Consider the following 939-nt stretch of genomic DNA (forward strand, 5'->3'; position numbering starts at 1 on the left):
CATTTTAGTAAATTTTTTCTTATTTTAAAAATGCATTTAATTGTTTTTCAGTTAATGGTCCAATTTGCTTAAAAACTACTTCTCCATTCGGATTAATAAAGTACGTAGTTGGTATTGAAATCACGCCATATTTACGAAAATTATCACCGTTTTCATCAATTAAAATTCGATAATTCATACTATTTTTATTAACAAAGTTCTTGATAAAATTTAAATCCTTTTTCTCTCCAATATAATCCGCAACACCGATCATTTCAATATCCTTATGCTTTTGATGGAATTTCTCTAATGCTGGTATCTCGTCTTGACATGGAGGACACCAAGTAGCCCAGAAGTTTAAGATTACTTTCTTACCTTTAAATGAAGACAAATTAACCTTCTTTTCATCTAAAGTCATCAATTGTATATCCGGTGCCTGCTGTCCAACTTGAACACCTAATTTTTGAATTGATGCAATATAAGCATCATTATTATTACTGACTTTTTTCTCTTCTTCTTTTTTCTCATTTAATTGAAAAATTGAATATCCTAATGCTACTAAAAGAATCAGCAAAGGAATTACTTTTTTCATACAAATCACCCTTTTAATGAACTATCTCTATTTAACCATAATAAATACAAAAGTGGAACAAGCTCGCATCTGTTCTTAGACAATATCTCTTTGGATTTTCCTTTAAATACAATTTTCCATTCAAATTATCTTAATATAGATCCACTTTTATTATATTTTTTACAGGAATGCCCTATTAATTCGTAATTTTTTTATCCATTTAGTCCATTTTATTGTTAGGTTGATCGCTTCTGTCTGATTAATTATTGATATTCGTCGGATTTTAATTGCGATTTCTGGTTTTTATTTGCGATTCCATCATTTTAATTGCGATTTGTCACTAACCTAAACAAAAAAACACGGCCCAATATGGTCAAGACCCCAAAAAG

Annotated in this window: 1 protein-coding gene; it reads right to left on the minus strand. The window is 29.1% G+C overall.

From position 1 onward, the window contains the following. Positions 1 to 19 precede the first annotated feature (19 nt). Positions 20 to 571: a TlpA family protein disulfide reductase gene (locus tag CN514_RS19545; RefSeq protein ID WP_098234038.1), complete on the minus strand. Its 552-nt coding sequence runs from the start codon at positions 569 to 571 to the stop codon at positions 20 to 22. Positions 572 to 939 lie beyond the last annotated feature (368 nt).

Origin of the sequence: Bacillus sp. AFS001701 (assembly GCF_002559405.1) — a bacterium.
GTDB lineage: Bacteria > Bacillota > Bacilli > Bacillales > Bacillaceae_G > Gottfriedia.